General features: G+C 66.4%; 17 protein-coding genes. 5 read left to right on the forward strand and 12 right to left on the reverse strand.

Translation table 11 applies throughout. The annotated features are described in order from the left end of the window. Positions 1 to 16 precede the first annotated feature (16 nt). From OKW52_RS12415 to OKW52_RS12425, 4 genes are read right to left on the reverse strand one after another with little or no spacing between them, the layout of a single operon-like run. Positions 17 to 1,636 carry a hydantoinase B/oxoprolinase family protein gene (locus tag OKW52_RS12415; RefSeq protein ID WP_264505986.1) on the reverse strand — a complete coding sequence of 540 codons (1,620 nt, stop codon included), beginning with the start codon at positions 1,634 to 1,636 and terminating at the stop codon, positions 17 to 19. Then, complete coding sequence (locus OKW52_RS23240) at positions 1,633 to 2,904, reverse strand: hydantoinase/oxoprolinase family protein (protein WP_319800469.1); 1,272 nt, start codon at positions 2,902 to 2,904, stop codon at positions 1,633 to 1,635. Before OKW52_RS23240 ends, OKW52_RS12415 begins: the two co-directional genes overlap by 4 nt. Then, entirely contained in the window at positions 2,888 to 3,718 is an 831-nt protein-coding gene (locus OKW52_RS23245; protein ID WP_319800470.1) for a hydantoinase/oxoprolinase family protein, read from the reverse strand. Before OKW52_RS23245 ends, OKW52_RS23240 begins: the two co-directional genes overlap by 17 nt. Further along, positions 3,715 to 5,379 (reverse strand): thiamine pyrophosphate-dependent enzyme, encoded by a 1,665-nt coding sequence (locus OKW52_RS12425; protein WP_264505987.1) that lies wholly within the window; start codon positions 5,377 to 5,379, stop codon positions 3,715 to 3,717. Before OKW52_RS12425 ends, OKW52_RS23245 begins: the two co-directional genes overlap by 4 nt. Positions 5,380 to 5,402: 23 nt before the next feature. Between OKW52_RS12425 and OKW52_RS12430 the strand changes: the two genes are divergently transcribed. Together OKW52_RS12430 and OKW52_RS12435 are read left to right on the forward strand one after the other, a co-directional pair. Continuing rightward, positions 5,403 to 5,612, forward strand: a complete 210-nt coding sequence (locus OKW52_RS12430; protein WP_264505988.1) for a hypothetical protein — start codon at positions 5,403 to 5,405, stop codon at positions 5,610 to 5,612. 14 nt (positions 5,613 to 5,626) lie between these two features. Beyond that, positions 5,627 to 6,049, forward strand: coding sequence for a hypothetical protein (locus OKW52_RS12435; RefSeq protein WP_264505989.1), 423 nt, complete (start codon positions 5,627 to 5,629; stop codon positions 6,047 to 6,049). On the opposite strand, the gene OKW52_RS12440 is transcribed toward OKW52_RS12435, so the two are convergent. The 7 genes from OKW52_RS12440 to OKW52_RS12470 are packed head-to-tail and all read right to left on the reverse strand — an operon-like array spanning position 6,050 to position 13,347. Then, the gene (locus OKW52_RS12440; RefSeq protein WP_264505990.1) at positions 6,050 to 7,024 is read right to left on the reverse strand and encodes an ornithine cyclodeaminase family protein; all 975 of its coding nucleotides are present in this window, start codon (positions 7,022 to 7,024) and stop codon (positions 6,050 to 6,052) included. Next, on the reverse strand, positions 7,021 to 7,878 hold the full coding sequence (locus OKW52_RS12445; RefSeq protein WP_264505991.1) for an alpha/beta fold hydrolase: 858 nt from the start codon (positions 7,876 to 7,878) through the stop codon (positions 7,021 to 7,023). The genes OKW52_RS12440 and OKW52_RS12445 overlap by 4 nt, the downstream gene beginning before the upstream one ends. After that, on the reverse strand, positions 7,875 to 9,350 hold the full coding sequence (locus OKW52_RS12450; protein WP_264505992.1) for a M81 family metallopeptidase: 1,476 nt from the start codon (positions 9,348 to 9,350) through the stop codon (positions 7,875 to 7,877). Before OKW52_RS12450 ends, OKW52_RS12445 begins: the two co-directional genes overlap by 4 nt. Then, positions 9,347 to 9,901, reverse strand: a complete 555-nt coding sequence (locus OKW52_RS12455) for a TRAP transporter small permease (protein WP_264505993.1) — start codon at positions 9,899 to 9,901, stop codon at positions 9,347 to 9,349. The genes OKW52_RS12450 and OKW52_RS12455 overlap by 4 nt, the downstream gene beginning before the upstream one ends. A 14-nt stretch (positions 9,902 to 9,915) precedes the next feature. Continuing rightward, the gene (locus OKW52_RS12460; protein ID WP_264505994.1) at positions 9,916 to 10,890 is read right to left on the reverse strand and encodes a TRAP transporter substrate-binding protein; all 975 of its coding nucleotides are present in this window, start codon (positions 10,888 to 10,890) and stop codon (positions 9,916 to 9,918) included. Positions 10,891 to 10,930: 40 nt separating this feature from the next. Continuing rightward, the gene (locus OKW52_RS12465) at positions 10,931 to 12,217 is read right to left on the reverse strand and encodes a TRAP transporter large permease (protein WP_264505995.1); all 1,287 of its coding nucleotides are present in this window, start codon (positions 12,215 to 12,217) and stop codon (positions 10,931 to 10,933) included. Beyond that, the gene (locus OKW52_RS12470; protein WP_264505996.1) at positions 12,214 to 13,347 is read right to left on the reverse strand and encodes an NAD(P)/FAD-dependent oxidoreductase; all 1,134 of its coding nucleotides are present in this window, start codon (positions 13,345 to 13,347) and stop codon (positions 12,214 to 12,216) included. Before OKW52_RS12470 ends, OKW52_RS12465 begins: the two co-directional genes overlap by 4 nt. Before the next feature lie 117 nt (positions 13,348 to 13,464). Here OKW52_RS12470 and OKW52_RS12475 point away from each other — a divergent pair, with 117 nt between their 5' ends. From OKW52_RS12475 to OKW52_RS12485, 3 genes are read left to right on the forward strand one after another with little or no spacing between them, the layout of a single operon-like run. Next, positions 13,465 to 14,100 carry a helix-turn-helix domain-containing protein gene (locus tag OKW52_RS12475; protein ID WP_264505997.1) on the forward strand — a complete coding sequence of 212 codons (636 nt, stop codon included), beginning with the start codon at positions 13,465 to 13,467 and terminating at the stop codon, positions 14,098 to 14,100. A gap of 19 nt (positions 14,101 to 14,119) precedes the next feature. Further along, positions 14,120 to 14,806, forward strand: a complete 687-nt coding sequence (locus OKW52_RS12480; protein WP_264505998.1) for a DUF1007 family protein — start codon at positions 14,120 to 14,122, stop codon at positions 14,804 to 14,806. Further along, a complete protein-coding gene (locus OKW52_RS12485; RefSeq protein ID WP_264505999.1) occupies positions 14,788 to 15,666 on the forward strand; it encodes a nickel/cobalt transporter in 879 nt (292 codons plus the stop codon). The genes OKW52_RS12480 and OKW52_RS12485 overlap by 19 nt, the downstream gene beginning before the upstream one ends. Before the next feature lie 243 nt (positions 15,667 to 15,909). Here the strand turns inward: OKW52_RS12485 and OKW52_RS12490 are convergent, their stop codons facing one another. Then, the gene (locus OKW52_RS12490; protein ID WP_264506000.1) at positions 15,910 to 16,833 is read right to left on the reverse strand and encodes a MarR family transcriptional regulator; all 924 of its coding nucleotides are present in this window, start codon (positions 16,831 to 16,833) and stop codon (positions 15,910 to 15,912) included. Positions 16,834 to 16,868: the final 35 nt, after the last annotated feature.

Below are 16,868 nucleotides of genomic sequence, written 5' to 3' on the forward strand. Positions count from 1 at the left end.
GCGCGGTCAAGCTGGGTCAGTCTTTGGGCGCGGTGACGTAGCCCTTGGAGAGATCGTCGGCGCGGGCTGCCGGGGCGCGCTTCGCGGGATCGCCAAAGCCGCCGCCGCCGGGCAGGGTCAGCATCAGCCGCCGACCGGCGGGGACGTGCTGCCAGCCTTTCGGTTTCAGCCTTGTGCCATCGTCGAGCGCCACCCCGCCCGGCGCGCCGGAGCTGCCACCATCGCGGCCCTCGGCTGCGTGGTTCACGCGGTCGAACATGGCCGAAAAGTCGAACTCGTGCCCCGGCATCGGCGCGATCTCGATCCGCTGACCAAGGCCGCCGCGATACTGCCCGTCACCGCCGCTGTCCGCGCGCAGTTCCTTGCGCCAGACGATTATCGGGCCGGTCTGCTCGGTCGCCTCGACCGGCATGGTCATCACGCCCGAGGGGAAGGCGGTCGCGCCCAGCCCGTCAAGGCCCGGCCGCGCACCCATGCCGCCCGAGTTGAACATCAGGATCTCGGCCTTGCGACCCTCAGTGCCCGCGACCGGACGGGCCGAGATATGCAGGTTCCACAGCGCGCCCGCCCCTTGGGCAAGGATCTGGCCGGGCAGGGCCTGCGCCAGCGCGTTGAGGATCAGGTCGGGCACCATATGGCCGATGACGTGGCGCAGGCTGACGGGCGCGGGGCGTTGCGCGTTCAGGATATTTTCCGGCGAGGCGATGGTGACCAGATCGAGCGAGGCCCAGTTGTTGGGAATATCCGGGGCGACAACGCATTTCAGGGCATAGCTGGCGTAGGCCTTGGTGTAGATCAGCGGCACGTTGATGCCCCAGCGGCTGGGCGCGTCGGTGCCGGTGAAATCGACATGCACGCCGTCCGGGCGCAAGGTCACGGTCGAGGCCAGCGTGACGGGGGCGTCGTAGCCGTCGGTGGTCAAGGTGCTGGACCAGGTGCCGGCGGGCAGGGTGGCCAAGCGCTCCAGCATGGCGGTGCGGGTGCGGGTGAAGATGAAATCAGCAAGGCTGTCGAGCGAGTCGAGCCCGATTTCCTGCATCATGTCGATCAGGCGGCGGTGGCCGACCTCATTGCAGGCGGCAAGCGAGTAGAAATCGCCAACCACCTGATTGGGTTCCCGAACATTCGCGCGCAACAGGCGGATCAGGGTGCTGTTGACCTGACCACGCTCGGCGAATTTCAGGATCGGGATCTGGATGCCTTCCTCATACACCGATTTCCCGTCGGCCCCAAAACCGCGCCCGCCTACATCCACGACATGCGCGGTGCAGGCGAAAAAGCCGACCAGCCGGTCGCCCAGAAACGACGGCGAGACCATGGTGATGTCGTGCAAGTGGCCGGTGCCCTTCCACGGGTCGTTGGTGACATAGGTGTCGCCCGGAAACATGTCCTCGCGTGGGATTTCGGCCAGAAAATTTCCCACGGCCTCGGCCATCGTGTTGACGTGGCCGGGGGTGCCGGTGACGGCTTGGGCCAGCATCCGGCCCTGCGGGTCATAGACCCCCGCCGACAGATCGCCCGCCTCGCGCACCGAGGTGGAAAAGGCGGTGCGGATCAGGGTCATCGCCTGTTCTTCCACGACGGAAATCAGGCGGTTCCACATGACTTGCAGGCGGATCTCGGTGATGGCGGTCATTGCGTGGCCTCTTTGCGGATCAGCAGCAGGCTGCCGTCGCCCTGCATCACCGCATCAAAGGGTGAGGTGACGACGGTCGAGGTTTCGCGCTCGCTGATCACGGCGGGGCCTGCGATGCGGTCGCCAGGGGTGAGCGCGTCGCGGGCGACAAGCGCGGTTGGCAGGGCGGCACCCTGTGCCGGGTCAAAGACCGGGCGGTGCTGCGTAGCGTTGTGGCTGCGCTGGCCAGTGGTCAGCGCGGTTGTCGGCGGGGCGGGGCGCTGGTCTTCGGCCTTGACCGAAATCGTGACGATTTCGATGTCGAGCCCGTCCAGCCCGTCAATCGCGCGACCAAAGAAGCGCGCGTAAGCTTCGCGGAAACTGGTGGCGAGCAGCGTGGCATCTTGCGCCGTAAAGGCGCGGTCGGGCAGCGGCACGGGGATTTCCCAGCCTTGCCCGGCGTAGCGCATGTAGCCGGTGACCGCGCGCGTGATCACGCCGTTCGAGCCGGTGCGCACGAAGCCCTCGGCGGTGGTTTTCAGCCCGTCGAGCAGGGCGTTCAGGCTGGGCGCATCGAAGCGCGACAGGGGCAGGACGCGCGAGGCCAGCGCCTCGTACCCGAAGGGCGCTTTCAGGAAGCCGATGGCCGAACCGACGCCCGCACCCTGCGGGATCAGGCAGCGGTCGATGCCCAGTTTTTCGCACAGCCGCGCGGCATGCAGGGGGGCGGCACCGCCAAAGGCGACCATGGTGTTGTCGGCGATATTCTTGCCGTTCTCGACCGCATGGACGCGGGCGGCATTGGCCATATTCTCGTCCACCACCTCGCAGATGCCAAAGGCGGCGGCGGTGGGGTCCAGCGACAGGCGGGTGCCGACATCGGCCGTGATGGCGGTTTGCGCCTTGTCCATCGACAGGGCAATCTTGCCACCGGCGAAATTGTCGGGGTCCAGCTTGCCCAGCACCAGATCGGCGTCGGTGATCGCCGGATGGGTGCCGCCGCGTTGGTAACAGGCGGGTCCGGGTTCCGAGCCTGCCGATTCCGGGCCGGTCTGGATGCGGCCCATCGCGTCGACCCAGGCCAGCGAACCGCCGCCTGCGCCGATCTCGATCATCTCGATCACCGGGATCGAAATCGGCATGCCCGAGCCTTTGGCGAAACGGGTTGTTCGGGCGACCTCGAAACTGCGGGCGGTCTTGGGGGCGAAATTCTCGATCAGGCAGATCTTGGCCGTGGTGCCGCCCATGTCATAGCTGACCACCTTCTCCAGCTCAAAGCGCTGCGCCACATCGGCGGCAAAGATTGCGCCGCCAGCAGGACCGGATCTCGATCAGCCGGACGGGGAACTGCGCCGCCGTTTCGACCGAGATGAGGCCGCCGCCCGAGTGGATCATGAACACGGGGCAACGCGCGCCCATGTCCTTGAGGCGGACCTGCAGGCGGGCAAGGTAATCGGCCATCTGCGGGCGGACATAGGCGTTGGCGCAGACGGTGTTGAAGCGTTCAAATTCGCGCATCTGCGGCGAAACTTCGCAAGAGATCGAAATAGGCAGGTCCAGCACCCGCGACAGGATTTCGCGGGCGCGTTCCTCATGCGCGGGGTTGACATAGGAATGCAGAAAGCCAATCGCCACCGCGCCAAAATCCTGCGATTTTATGGTCTGGGCGATGGTTTCCAGCGCGGCCTCATCCAGCGGTGCCAGCTCTTGCCCCTGCGCGCCGATGCGGCCGGAAACAGGAAAACGATCCTCACGCGGGACCAGCGGCTTGGGCAACACGAGGTTCAGATCGTATTGATCAAAGCGGTTCTCGGTCCGCATTTCGATCACGTCGCGGAACCCTTCGGTCGTCACAAACGCCGTGCGCGCGCCGCGGCGCTCAATCAGCGCGTTGGTGGCCAAAGTGGTGCCGTGGATGACCAGATCTAGGTCGGCGGGTTTGAGCCCCGCGTCGGCCAGAACGATCTCAATCCCGTCCAGAAGCGCCTGTTCGGGCGCGGCATAGGTGGTCAGCAGCTTGGTGGAATAGAGCGCGCCTGCGTGTTCCAGCGCAATGTCGGTGAAGGTGCCGCCGATATCGGCACCAAGGCGAATGGCACTCATGATTTTCCTTGGGCGGCTTGGGCTGCGGCGCGCATCTGGCTGAGGGTCTGGCGCGGGGTCAGGGCCTCGGGCGAGATGTCGAGATCGAGCACCGCGCCGGTTTTCGACGCCAGCGCCCGCTCGAACGCGGCGGGGAAATCGGCGGTGGTGGCGACGCGCTCACCGTGAAAGCCGTAAGCGCGGGCGAGGGCGGCGAAGTCGGGGTTGATCATCGTGGTGCCGGACACGCGCGCCGGATAGTGGCGTTCCTGATGCGCGCGGATGGTGCCGTAGATGCCGTTGTTGACGATCAGCACGATGGGCTGCGCGCCGTATTGCGCGGCGGTGGCGAGTTCCTGACAGTTCATCTGGAAATCGCCGTCACCGGCAAAGCAGACCACGCACCGCTCCGGGTAGGCCACTTTGGCGGCGATGGCGGCGGGTAAGCCGTAGCCCATCGCGCCCGATTGCGGCCCGAGCATCCGGGCCTTCGGCCCGTATTTCAGGAACTTGTTGGGCCAGACGGTGAAATTGCCCGCGCCGTTGGTGGTGATGAAATCATCGGGTAGCACGTCGCGCAGATGGGCGCTGACCGCGACCATATCGACCGGCGAGGGTTGGGCGGGGGCGTCAAAGCTGGCCTCGTACGCGGCGCGCGCGTCGGCACGCCAGTCGGCCCAGCCGCCTTGGACGGGGTGCAGCGCCTGCGCAAAGGCGTTATGCCCGGCGTGGATGCCGAGCGCGGGTTGGTACACCTTGCCGATCTCGCGATCCGAGGCGTGGACGTGGATCACCTTTTGTGTCGGCATCGGTACGCTGAGCAGCGTGTAGGCGTCGGTCGTCATCTCGCCAAAGCGGATGTTCAGCGCCAGGATCACATCGGCGTTCTGGATCAGCCCGCGCACATGCGGGGGCATGCCGACGCCCGCCTCACCGACAAAGGCGGGCGAGTGGTTATCCACCTGATCCTGATAGCGGAAAGCCGCGACGACGGGGATGTCCGAGGTCTGCGCGAAATCCTGCAGCGCGGCGCGGCCTTCGTCGGTCCAGCTGGTGCCGCCAAGCAGGATCAGCGGGCGCTGCGCCCCGGCGAGCAGGGCCTGCGCCTGCGCGACGGCCTCGGCGGTCGGCGCGGGGGCGGTCATCACCGGCGCATGGGTGAGCGCGGGGAAATCGGCGGGGCCTGAGAGCATATCCTCGGGCAGGGCGATGACCACGGGGCCGGGGCGGCCGGTGGTGGCGGTGATCCAGGCGCGCGAGAGGATCTCGGGGATGCGGGCGGCGTCGTCGATCTCGACCGCCCATTTCGCCATGGTGCCAAAGACCGCGCGATAGTCCAGCTCCTGAAACGCCTCACGCCCGCGCATGTCGGTGCCAACTTGCCCCACGAACAGCAGCATCGGTACGCTGTCCTGCATCGCGGTATGCACGCCGATCGAGGCATTGGTCGCGCCAGGGCCGCGCGTCACCATGCAGATGCCGGGCTGGCCGGTCAGCTTGCCCCAGGCGGCGGCCATGAAGGCGGCACCCCCCTCATTTCGGCAATTGATGAAGTCCAAGGCACCGCCGGTGTCGTGCAGGGCGTCGAGCATGGCCAGATAGCTTTCTCCGGGCACGCCGAAGGCCTTGCGTGCCCCCAGCGCCACCAGACATTCGACCAGAAGCTGTCCACCATGTTTCATATCGGTTCTCTTCCCCTGAAGCGTTGCTGCCGATCCTGCCGCTGTCTTGGGACAAGGACCATCAAGAAAACAGCTGGATCGGCAAGAAAGACTTGTCAATCGCCCTGCGCGGAAAAGCGACCGGCGGAGAGACGCCCAGTGTCAAACCAACGCTGGACCCGGCGGCGGGTTGCGTGCGTTGTACCGCTGATCAGGTGGCCGGGCTGACGATGTCGGACAGGCCGCCCCCATGAACAGGAAGATACCGATGAAACGCATTGTGATTGCCGGTGTTGCCGTGCTCAGCACCTTTGCCTTTGTTCCGACCGCCTCGGCAGACCGGGGCGGTCATTCAGGCTATTCGCGCTGCGATTATGGTGATCGCGGTTGCCCGGACGGTGGCGCACGCGGCCACGGTCGCCATGACGAGCGCCACGGCGGGCGCCATGACCGCCATGACCGGCGCGACGGTTATTATGACCGCGACCGTTATGACCGTCATGATCGGCACGCCCGTATCGGTGGCTATGGGCATCGCGGCCAACGCTTCGAGTGGCGCGAAGGCTATCGGTTTGGCCCCGCGCCCCGCGGGCGCGAGTACCAGATCGTCAACAATCAGGTGGTGCTGGTCGACAGCGAAACGATGCAGATTCTGGCGATCGTCGGTCTGCTCAGCGATATCCTGAACTGATCAGAACGCGGCATCCTGCCCGCGTCCCTCAGCGACCGCGCGGTCCAGCACATGCTGGGCCGCGGCCAGATCCTGCGCCACGACTCCCAGCGACCGATAGGCGGTGATCGACTGCGCCGAACTGCGGCCGGGGGCACCGGCCAGAACGCTGCCGATCTCGATGCTGAGGTCGTCTTCGGTGAGCGTGCCATCCTTCAGCCCCTCGACGATCTCACCGGCCTGCGCCAGCAACGACGGGCGGTAGTCGAAGAAATAGGCGGCGCGCTTGACGACCTGAGCATCCACCTCGCGCTTGGCAGCCATCGAGGCCCCGACGATGTTCACATGCTGGCCGGGTTCCAGCCAGTCACCCTGCAGCACCGGCGTCGCTGAATTGGTCACCGTGCAGATGATATCCGCGCCCTTGATCCCCGCTTGCACATCGGTGCCATGCGTGATCACCAGCGCCGGATACTGGTGCCCTGCGTGGACGGCCATCGCCGCCGCCTTTTCGGCGCGGCGGCCGACGATGTGGACATGGGCGATGGGGCGCACGGCCAGCATGGCGGCGAGGTGATGCTCGGCCTGCTCGCCGGTGCCGATGATCGTCAGCCGCTCGGCCTCCGGCCGGGCCAAGGCGCGGGTGGCAACGGCGCTGGCGGCGGCGGTGCGGATCGCGGTCAGAAGCCCTGCGTCCATCATCGCCACGGCCCCGCCGGTCTGGGCCTCGAACAGCACGACAGCGCCGCGGTGGCCGGACAGGCCCTTGTCAGGGTTGCCGGGGAACAGGCTGACCAGCTTGACGCCGTAGCAACTGGGGGCCGCCAGCGAGCCCGACATCACGCCCATCATGTTCGGCCCGCCGACGGGCACGACATGCCGCAGCGGCAGTTGCGCGCTGCCGTCCGAGACGCCGCGCATGGTGGTGTCGATCACCTCGATCGCCTCGGCCATGGGAAGCAGGTCTGCGACATCGGCGTTGGAAAGAATCTTCATGCTTCAAAAACCCCGTCGTTTTCAGCCCATTCGCCGCCCATGGGCACGCGCCCCAGGCGCGAGAGCAGCAGGTTCGCGTAGACGTCGCCGCGCACCAGATAAGGAAAATGCCCGCCCCACAGGAAGCGATAGGAATGGCCCGGCGCGTTGCGCTCGCGCACGGCGGCGCGCATCGGTGCGGGGATGAGGGGATCATCCAGCGACTCGATGGTGGTGGCCGTGTCGGCGGTGTTGCTGAGCGGCGGCAGCACCGGGCCGGTTTTCAGCGCGTCCAGACGGGCGCGCATTTCCATCTCGGGGATGCGGCCAGCGGCCTCGGCCAGCAGGAAGTCGATCACCTCGCGCTGGTCGGGATGCGCGTCGGCCCAGGCGGTTAGTCCCATGGCGAAACCCCGGCGAAGCTCGTCGATGGGGGCAGTCCACAGGTCCGACGAATAGGGCGGCCGCTCGCCGATCCCGGCGAGCGAATGCAGGGTATTGGCGGCGAACAGGTGGCTGACACGCTCGGGATAAGTGGCAGCGAAGTATTGCGCGACGAAGCCCCCCAGCGACGAGCCGAGCAGCGAGACCTTGGCCACGCCAAGCTGATCGAGCAGGGAGATCAGGCTGGCCGCCCAATCAACCACGCCGCCGCTTTCAGGGTACGATACCGCCAGCACGCGCATATGCGCGGCCACAGGTTCGATCACCTTGAAGAACACATCCGCGCGGCCCAGCGTGCCGGGCAGGAACAAAAACACATCGCCCGTGCCGCCGGTGTCGATCAGACCCCAGTCGCGGCCGTCCAGCGTCAGGCGGGTTTCGGGGTGGCGCGCCAGAAAGGCGTCGCGTTCGGCCATCAGCGTGTTGCTCATGCGAAGGGGTTCTCCACCTTGGGCCAGTAGTTCAGCGCGCGTTTCTTGTACGGAATCGCGGTGAAATCCGGGGTGATTGCGCCCGGAGGGGCGACGGGGATGATGGTGCTGGCGATGGGCGCAAAGCCCGCGCGGTAGTGGTTCGAGGACTTGACCACAACATGCCGCTTCTTCGCAACCTCAATCCCCAGTTGTGTAAAGGCCTCGGGGTGGAAGGTCTGGGTGCGCACATCATTGACGGCCAGATCGATGTTGTCGCTGGGATCGGGCGTGCCCGCGTCAATGCTCAGCCAGACGGTGGTGCCCAGCTCTACCGGCAGCGCGCCGAAGCTTTGGGTAAGGCCCTTGGCGATGCGCTTGACGGTGACGGTCAGGTCCAGCGGATCGCCCGACATCGGCCCGGTCTTGCCGCCCAGACGGACGGGCAGGGTGGCGCCTTCGCCGGCGTCCTCGGCCAGCCGCACCAGTTGCGGGTCCCAGTAGAGGCCCGACACCACCGAGGTCAGCCCGCGTTCCAGCATGGCGCGCAGCATGAAGGTGCTGTCACCGGGTGCGCCGCCGCCGGGGTTGTCGGACATATCGGCCAGCACGATGGGGCCCTGATTGTGACCAGCGGCGCGGTCCAGCGCCGCGTCGATGCTCAGAACCTCTTGAAAGATTGCCTCTTTCTCGGCCCAGAGCTTTTCGCCCAGCTCGCGCGCCATCTTCTCGGCCAGTGCCGGGTCGCCATCGGTGATCGCCAGCGCCCGCGCGCCGGTACGCTCGTGATCGCCCCACGGAAAGCCATGCGCCAGCGACAGGGACAGCACGCCGGGCTCGGATTCGCGGGCCGTCATCGCGTCGACATAGGCGCGCATCGGGCCTTCGGGCGTCGGCATCGCCATGATGATGCGGCAGTCATAGTCACGCATCACCGGGTTGGTCTTGCCCATCGCAGCATCGGCGCACAGGGTGAACAGCTCGGCCCCGCGTTCCAGAATGTCGATATGGGGATATTCCTTGAAGCAGATCAGCGCGGTGGCCTGGGTGAGCATCGCTTCGGTCAGGTGGCAATGCGGGTCCAGCGAGCCGCCGATCTTGGCATCGGGGGCGATGGCGCGGATATGGGTGATCAGGTCGCCCTCGCAATCATCGTAGCCATCGGCGATCATCGCGCCATGCAGTTGCAGCAGCACGATATCCACCGGCATCGCGGCTTTCAGGTCACGCAGGATCTCGTCGCGGAAATCCTCGTAGACCTTGCGCAGGGTCAGACCGGCAGGCTGGGCAAAGGCAGCAAGGCTTTCGACAACCTCCCAGCCGCGCTTTTCGGCCTCGGTCCGCCACAGGTTGATGGCGCCGGTCCAGTATTTCGGCGCGCTTTTGGTGGCGTCGCCGTGGTGGATCATGCCCTCTTCAAAGCCCGACAAGGCGGTGGGCAGGGGCGAGAAGCTGTTGGTCTCGGTGGCAAGGCAGGCAATGAAGGTCTTCATGGGGTCTTTCCGTCGCGCATCTCAAGCGCGGGGTCAGTCTGACCCGTCGCTGAAAGCGCCAGTTTTGCGGCCAGATGGATCAGGATCAGCGCGAAAGCCACGGGAACGGCGGCGGTGAACCAGATCATCGGGATGGGGATCATTTCGGCGGTGCGGCCCAGCGAGCGGCCCAGAAACCCGCGCGCGGGGTTCATGCCGGGGCCATAGAGCGAGAACCACAGGATCGGCGCGGCAAAGAGCAGAACGCCTGCGCCGCGCAGCACGGTCCACAGCGCGCCCAGCCTGCCGCGCAACAGCACGGCCTGCGGGAAGAGCGTGGGGTCAGCCCCGGCGCGAAACGCGACCGAGGCCCCCAGCATACCGGCCCAGACCATCGCCCGACGGGCGAGTTCTTCGGTCCAGACCGGCGGGGCCGAGAGGAAATAGCGCGCGATGACCTGCCAGCCTGCGGCATAGACCATCGTCAGCACCGCCAGCACCGCGCCGACAATCGCCACGGCATTGAGGGTGGATGACACCCGGTCCAGTCCACGGGCAGTTTTCGCCAGCATCGCGCGCGCTCCTGTTACTCGGCGATGGCGGCTTGCCAGGCGGCAAGCTCGTCAGCGTTGACGATGGTGGTGTAGGTGACAGCCGAGGCATCCTGGAATTCGGTGCGTGCCTCAGGGGTCAGTTCGGTGATGGTCACGCCTGCCGCTTCCAGCTGCTCATGCACGCCGGTCTGGGTGCTGAGCCATTCACGGTTCGCCTCGGTCGCCGCTGCAATCGCGCCGTCAACGGTGGTGCGCTCTTCGTCCGACAGCCCCTCGTACCAGTCTTGCGAGATGATCGCGCTGCGCATCGAGGTGATGATGTCGGCGGGGGTGTAGTAGTGCAGGAACTCGGTGTGCCCGAACAGCAAGGGCACAAAGGCCGGGTTCACATAGCCATCGGCCACGCCGGTCTGCAGGGCGTTGGGCACTTCGGCCCAGCTGACGATGGTACCGGTGGTGCCCCAGGCCTGAAACAGGTCGATCTGCGCCTGATCCAGCGCCCGCATGCGCAGGTCGGCCATGTCGGCCATCGTGGCAATCGGGTGGCGGGTGTTGAAGATACCGGCCGCCGGCCCGACGGTCACGATGCTGGCAATGCGCACGCCCGCCGGGGTGATCCCCTCATTGATGCGCGCCAGCATGCCGTTGTCATAAAGCGCGTGGTCGATCTGCTCGATCCCCGAGAAGAAATAGGGCAGGCGCAGCCCGTTGATCATCGTGTCGATAGAGGACGCGATGCCCAGCGGCGCCATGGCCACCTCGACCAGCCCCTGGGTGACCTGATCAAAGACCTCATCGTCACCGCCCAGAGCGCCGCGCTGGTATTCCTCGGCCTCCATGCCATGCTCGTTGAGGTAGGTGGCAAAGGTATGCGCCCAGACATAGGTGCCCGAGCCGTCCAGATCGGCGGGGCTGTCGAGAGCGACCTTGATCTGCGCCTGGGCAGCGCCCGAGGCGGTGATGAGCGCGATAACGCTCGCGGCTTTCAGCAGGTGTTTCAGTGTCATTAGAGCCTCCATGTTGTTTTTTGTCGTGGTCTTGCGTGGTTCAGTTGCCCATCAATCCCATCAGGCGCGGCAGGAAGAGGGTCAGGTCCGGCAGCCAGACCAGCAGGCCCAGCACCAGAATTTCAGCGGCGAGAAAGGGCAGCACCGCGCGTGCCAGCCGCCAGTAGTTCAGCCCCGTCACGGTCGAGACCACCAACAGGCAGCCGCCAAGCGGGGGAGAGATCAGGCCGATGGACAGATTGAAGCACAAAACGATGCCCAGATGAACCGGATCGGCCCCCTGCGCGATGGCCACCGGGGCCAGCAGCGGCACCAGCAGGGCCAGCGCGACGGGGATATCCAGCACCATCCCCGCCAGCAGGAAGATCACGTTGAGCAGGATCAGGTATTGCAGCGGTCCAAGGCCCAGTTCGGTCACGCTGGCGGCAATGGCTTCGGGCAGGCGTTCCAGCGCGCCCAGATAGCCCAGTGCCGACACCGCCGCGATCAGCATGAAGATCGAACCCGACAGCATCGCCGTGCGTTTCAGGGCTTCCCACAGGGTGGCGATCCCGAAGCGCTCGTAGAAGAACCCGGCCAGCGTGGCGGCGAAGACAGCGACGGCGGCGGCTTCGGTCGGGGTCATCCAGCCAAAGACGATGCCGCCGACGATGATCACCGGGATCGACAGCGCAGGCAGGGCGCGCAGCAGGGTAGGGAAGAAGGCGGGCAGTTCCGCGCGGCTCAGGCGCGGATGGCCGTCACGCCAGGCGAAGAACGCGTTCAGCAGCATCAGCGCCCCGGCCAGCAGCAGGCCGGGGACGATACCGGCGATGAACAGGGCGGTGACCGAGGTGCCCATCAGTGCACCGTAGAAGATCATGATGATCGAGGGCGGCACAATCGGCCCGATGATCGACGAGGCCGCCGTGATCGCGCCCGCATAGGGCAGCTTGTAGCCCTGCTCGGTCATCGCCGGGACCAGCGTGTTGGACACTGCCGCGCTGTCGGCCACAGCCGAACCCGAGATCCCCGCAAAGAACACCGAGGTCAGCACGTTCACATGCCCCAGCCCGCCCGGCATCCGCCCGACAATGGCCATCGCCAGCCGGATCAGCACCCGCGTCACGCCGCCCCGGTTCATCACTTCCCCGGCCAGAATGAACAGCGGCATCGCCATCAACGCGAACACGTCGATCTTCGAGAAGATCTGCTGCGGCAGGATCGCCAGATAGCGCGTGTTGTCGGTGGCCCAGAAGGTCAGCACCGTTGCCCCGCCGATCACATAGGCAATGGCGAGGCCCGAGGCGAGCAACACAGCACCGATCAGGGGGATGATGTACATCATGCGGCAAGCGCCTTGCGAAGGGGAGAGAGGGCCTGAGCGGTAACGCCTTCAGCGGCGACGTCGTCGGGGATCGGCTGGCCCAGCACCAGCGCGGCAGCGGTGCGCGCCAGCGCCGGGGCGCTCTGAATGCCATAGCCGCCCTGGCCCGCCAGCCAGAAGAACCCCGGCGCGCTTGGCGCGAACCCGGCGACGGGGGCCTTGTCGGCAACGAAGGACCGCAGACCGGCCCATTTATGCTCGATCCGGCGGACGGGCAGGTCAAAGGCGGTCTGGATGCGGTCGATGCAGATGGCGACGTCCAGCTCTTCGGGCTGCGCATCGCAGGGGGGCGAGGGGGTCTCGTCCGCGGGTGACAGCAGCAGCTTTCCGGCATCAGGGCGCAGGTAGAATTGTTCGGCGATGTCCACCGCCATCGGCCAGTGCTCGACCGTGCAGCCAGCGGGCGGCGAGACCAGCACGGCGGTGCGGCGCTTGGGCGTCAGGCCAATCGTGCCTGCGCCCGCCATCTCACCCAGCACATCGGCCCATGCCCCGGCCGCATTGATCACGATCTCGGCGCGGATCTCGCCCTGCGGCGTCTCGATCCGCCAGCCCTGACCGTCCCGTGACAGGCCCGTCACCTCGGTCTTCATCCGCGCCTCGCCCGTTGTGCCCAACTGGCGCAGGTAATGGCGGTGCAGGGCCTCGACGTCGATGTCGGCCCCGCTTTGATCCAGCAGAACGCCGCCCAGATAGTCGTCTTGCAGGATCGGCAACAGGGCGCGCGCGGCATCGGGTGAAATCAGGCTGACCGCAGCGCCCAGTTCGGCCTGCATCGCCTCCAGCTCGGCCTGCTGATCGGGGCGCGCCAGAAACAGCACGTCGCGCTGGCGCAGCAGCGGGTGCGGGCGCTCAGGGGTTGGCGGCGCGTTGAAGGCAGCAATCGAGGCGCGGGTCAGCGCGCGGATCACCGCCGGGCCATAGGTCGGCGCGAACAGCGCCGCCGAGCGTCCGGTGGTGTGATACCCGGGCTGCGATTCGCGTTCCACAAGCAGCACATCCTGCCCCGCAAGCGCCAGTTCGGCCGCGACCGAAGCCCCCGCCATGCCGCCGCCAATCACCACGATTCCCCGCATTTGTGCCGTCACCATCGTCCAACTTTCCTTGCTTTGGTCAGGACGCTAGCATGAATTTGCGTATAGGAAAGAGAAAATTTTCCGATACGAAAAATGATTTGCGCGGCCGTCCGAACCGCCTATGATTGCTGCATGTCGAGCATCAGCCCCATTGCCACTGCCGAATCGCCAGACAGCCAGCGCGCCGAATTCGGCCGCCGTCTGCATGCGCTGCGCCGGGATCGGGGCTGGACACTGAGTGAGCTTTCCGAACGCTCTGGGCTGGCCGTTTCCACCATTTCCAAGGCCGAACGCGGGCTGATGTCGCTGACCTATGACCGCATGCTGCAACTGGCGCGCGGCATCGGCGTGGATATGTCCGAGTTCTTCTCGGCCGAGGGGACGTCCTTTGCCAAGGGCAGTTTCGCCGTGGCCCCCAAGGGCACGTTCCAGCGGCAGGAAACGCCCAATTACGTCTATGAGATGCTGTTCCCCGAGATCCGCAACAAGGCGATGGTGCCGATGATGGGCTCGCTCAAAGCGCATGATCTGGTCGATTTCGAGGATTTCGTGCGCCATCCGGGGCAGGAGTTTCTGCTGGTGCTGGAGGGCGCGGTGACCGTGTTTGCCGAGGGCAAGGCCCCGGTCACGCTGCGGCAGGGTGACAGCCTCTATTTCGACAGCGCACGGGGGCATCTATATGCCTCGGCAGGGGCGGTCGATGCGCGGATTCTGGTCGTGTGCACCGAACTGAGTACCGACGCCGACGGACTGGCCGTCGCGCGCTAAGCTGTGACTGGTGCTGTCCGTGCGCGTCGGCTACCAAAGCGCCATGCACCGGAACCTGTCCCCTTTTGCCTGTGTCGCGTTGTTGGGCCTTGCCCCGCTGCGCGCCGTGGCGCACCCGCACGAGTTCATCGACACCACGCTGACCCTGCGCGTCGACGCGGGCGGCGCTCTGGCGGCGGTGGGGTTTGTCTGGGCGTGGGACGATTTCACCTCGATGCTGATTCTCGCCGATCAGGGAATGGACGGCGATGGTGACGGGGTGCTCGGCGATGATGAGATCGCGGCGCTGAGCGACCTTTATTCCCACTGGCCACCCGAATTTGACGGTCATTTCTATCTGCATCACGCCAACACTCCGGTGGCGCTGGGCGGCCCGCAAGGGGTTCAGGCGGCGTATCGCGACGGGCAACTGATCGTGTCGTTCGAGCGGGCCTTGGTCGCGCCGGTGGCCGCCGACAGCCTGACGCTGCAGGTCTACGATCCCAGCTATTACAGCTTTTACGCCCTGACCGGCGCGCCGGTGATCGAGGGGCGCAGCGATTGTCGGATCGCCACGCAGGCGCCCGATGTCGAGGCGGCGCAGCAACTTTATGAGCAGGCGATGGGCAGTCTGACCGAAGCCGATCTGATGTCGGGTGCGAATGAACCGCAGGTCGGCGGCGCCTTTGCCGATACCGTGAGCATCACATGCGCCGCACAGCCCTGATTGCCCTGATCGTTGTTGCGGTTCTGGCCGTGGTTCTGGTCGCTTCGGGCGCGCCCGGCTGGCTGGCCGGACGCGCGATCGTCTGGCAGCGCGAGGCACAGGATGCGCTGGCAGGGGCCTTGCGCGCGCTGCGCGCGGGCCAGCCGGGCGCGGTCACCGGCTTTCTGGCGCTGTGCTTTGCGCACGGGTTTCTGCACGCGGTCGGGCCGGGCCATGGCAAGGCGGTCATGGCGGCCTACGGCGCGGCCTCGGGCGCGTCGTTGCGCTGGCTGGCGCTGATCGCGGCGCTGTCGAGCCTTTCGCAAGCGGCGGTGGCGGTGTTGGCGGTCTACGCCGGGGTCTGGCTGCTGGGCGGCGCGCGTGACCGGGTCGAGGGGCTGGCAGCGGTCATCGAGCCTGCCTCTTTCGCGGTGATCGGCCTGCTGGGGCTGATGCTGGTCTGGCGCGGGCTGCGGCGGTTGCGCGCGCCGGTGCACGACCATCACCACCATCACGACGCGCAGTGCGGCCATTCCCATGGCCCCGACCCTCAGGCGGTGCTGGCCGCGCAAAGCTGGCGCGAGGCGGTGGTGCTGATCGTCGGCATCGCGCTCAGACCCTGCACCAGCGCGCTGTTCCTGCTGATCCTGACCTGGCGGCTGGATCTGGATGCGATGGGGATCATCGGCGCGTTCGTGATGGGGCTGGGCACGATGATGGTGACGCTGTTCGCCGCGGTGTCCTCGGCGCTGATGCGGCGCGGGATCGTGCTGGCGCTGCCGCAGGGGCGCGGGATGGGGCAGGCGCTGAGCGTCCTCGAACTGGCCATCGGCGCGGCAGTGGCGCTGCTGGCGGGACTGGCGCTGCTGCGGATGCTGTGACGCGGATCAGAGGGGTCTCGCCCGCGGCGCCAAGTGGCCAACGGGCGAGGAACGCTTAGCGCAAGCCGAAAAAGCTCAGGATAAACAACACAACGACGACAAGGCCGACGATATAGATGATTCGGTTCATGGCAGCCCTCTGCGATCTGACATTGGCCGTTGGTGACCAACAGGGGGCTATGTAGCGTGCGACGGGGGTTCGGCGACCGCGACGCCGAGTTTTGTCGCGCCCGTCAGCGGTGATCAGCGCAGCCCGAGCATCCGGTGCAGCAGGACGACAAGCTGCTGCGCGTCCTCGGGCGTTAAGTTTTTGGCAAGACCTGCCTGATACGCCGGAGTCAGCGCGGCGGCTTGGGCAACCATCGCGCGGCCCTCGGGGGTCAGATACAGACCAAAGGCGCGCCGGTCCTCAGCCGACCGGATGCGTTCGAGCAATCCTTTGCGCTCGCTGCGCTTGGCCAGATCGCTGAAGGTGTTGGCGTCAAAGCCGACGGCCTCGGCCAGCTCTGTCTGGCTTGAGCCGGGCTTGCGGTTGATGGCAAACAGCAGCGCCAGTTGGCGCGAGGTGACTTCAAGGCCGGGATAGGCGGCAGGAAAGGCGGATTCGGCGGCAAAATGCGCGCGGCGCAGCAGATGCGAGAGAAGTTCATGAACTTCAAACGGAACGGGGATGCGCGCATCCTCGGGGGCGGGTTTGACAGTCGGAGCGGGCATTGGCGGGGCGGGTATTGGTGGGGCGGTCATTGGCGGGGCCGTCCTAAGGTTGCGCGGTTCTTTCGGGATAAGCGACACGAGGGTCTTGAACAATGGGCTGTCAGGATCGGCCAGATCCAGCGCGGCATCAAAATAATCGCGGCCGGGGAGTTTCATCAGTCTCGCATTGCTCCTGACGTGCTGGAGAGCGCGGGACTGGGTGGCAAAGCCGGCAACCATCAGCATCGCCGCCAGATGCCCGCCCGCCGAGATGCCGGTGACGATGATGCGGCTGCGGTCGATGCCAAGAGCCTGCGCAATGTGCCACAGATAGGCGAGCGCCGCGCGGCACTGGCGGGTGATCTCGACCAGCGAGGCGTTAGGGAGCGCGTGGCCGAGCGTGGCAACGCGGATGCCCGCCCGACCAGTCCAAGGGCGGGACAGCGCGACTCGGCCCGCGACCGGGCGCGCCAACAGCCGCCGTGGATATACACCACCAGCGGGCAGCC

Source organism: Pararhodobacter zhoushanensis (genome assembly GCF_025949695.1).
In the GTDB taxonomy this organism is placed as follows: domain Bacteria; phylum Pseudomonadota; class Alphaproteobacteria; order Rhodobacterales; family Rhodobacteraceae; genus Pararhodobacter; species Pararhodobacter zhoushanensis_A.

Excerpts from the sequence above, each read along its gene's own strand:
- OKW52_RS12425 (WP_264505987.1), bottom strand. The coding sequence starts at position 5,379 with ATGAAACATGGTGGACAGCTTCTGGTCGAATGTCTGGTGGCGCTGGGG.
- OKW52_RS12415 (WP_264505986.1), bottom strand. The coding sequence starts at position 1,636 with ATGACCGCCATCACCGAGATCCGCCTGCAAGTCATGTGGAACCGCCTG.
- OKW52_RS12435 (WP_264505989.1), top strand. The coding sequence starts at position 5,627 with ATGAAACGCATTGTGATTGCCGGTGTTGCCGTGCTCAGCACCTTTGCC.
- OKW52_RS12475 (WP_264505997.1), top strand. The coding sequence starts at position 13,465 with ATGTCGAGCATCAGCCCCATTGCCACTGCCGAATCGCCAGACAGCCAG.
- OKW52_RS12465 (WP_264505995.1), bottom strand. The coding sequence starts at position 12,217 with ATGATGTACATCATCCCCCTGATCGGTGCTGTGTTGCTCGCCTCGGGC.
- OKW52_RS12445 (WP_264505991.1), bottom strand. The coding sequence starts at position 7,878 with ATGAGCAACACGCTGATGGCCGAACGCGACGCCTTTCTGGCGCGCCAC.
- OKW52_RS12470 (WP_264505996.1), bottom strand. The coding sequence starts at position 13,347 with ATGGTGACGGCACAAATGCGGGGAATCGTGGTGATTGGCGGCGGCATG.
- OKW52_RS12440 (WP_264505990.1), bottom strand. The coding sequence starts at position 7,024 with ATGAAGATTCTTTCCAACGCCGATGTCGCAGACCTGCTTCCCATGGCC.
- OKW52_RS12455 (WP_264505993.1), bottom strand. The coding sequence starts at position 9,901 with ATGCTGGCGAAAACTGCCCGTGGACTGGACCGGGTGTCATCCACCCTC.
- OKW52_RS12460 (WP_264505994.1), bottom strand. The coding sequence starts at position 10,890 with ATGACACTGAAACACCTGCTGAAAGCCGCGAGCGTTATCGCGCTCATC.
- OKW52_RS12485 (WP_264505999.1), top strand. The coding sequence starts at position 14,788 with ATGCGCCGCACAGCCCTGATTGCCCTGATCGTTGTTGCGGTTCTGGCC.
- OKW52_RS23245 (WP_319800470.1), bottom strand. The coding sequence starts at position 3,718 with ATGAGTGCCATTCGCCTTGGTGCCGATATCGGCGGCACCTTCACCGAC.
- OKW52_RS12450 (WP_264505992.1), bottom strand. The coding sequence starts at position 9,350 with ATGAAGACCTTCATTGCCTGCCTTGCCACCGAGACCAACAGCTTCTCG.